Origin of the sequence: Ciceribacter ferrooxidans, from assembly GCF_004137355.1 — a bacterium.
In the GTDB taxonomy this organism is placed as follows: Bacteria; Pseudomonadota; Alphaproteobacteria; order Rhizobiales; family Rhizobiaceae; genus Allorhizobium; species Allorhizobium ferrooxidans.
The window spans coordinates 1-261 of the sequence record NZ_SDVB01000281.1; the positions used below are offsets into that span (position 1 = coordinate 1).

Annotated in this window: 1 protein-coding gene; it reads right to left on the minus strand. The window is 54.4% G+C overall.

Going from position 1 to position 261, the window contains the following annotated elements; all coding sequences use genetic code 11:
- On the minus strand, positions 1-215 hold a 215-nt coding region (locus EUU22_RS20080; protein ID WP_205687938.1), incomplete at its 3' end, for a RidA family protein.
- Positions 216-261: the final 46 nt, after the last annotated feature.

Consider the following 261-nt stretch of genomic DNA (forward strand, 5'->3'; position numbering starts at 1 on the left):
GCCACCCATGCGTCCCAGGCCTTGTTCATACCGTCGAACTCTTTCATGTTGGCCAGGAATATCTGGGCCATCAGAATGCGCGACTTGTCTGTACCGGCGGTCTCGAGCAAGCGGTCTATCGTCTGCAGCACTTGCCCCGTCTGGCCCTGGATATCGAGCGAACTGTCATTTGGCACCTGCCCCGCGAGATAGGCAACACCATTGAAGATGGCCATGTCCGACAAACGCTTTTCGACGTTTACGCGTTCTATTTCTTTCATT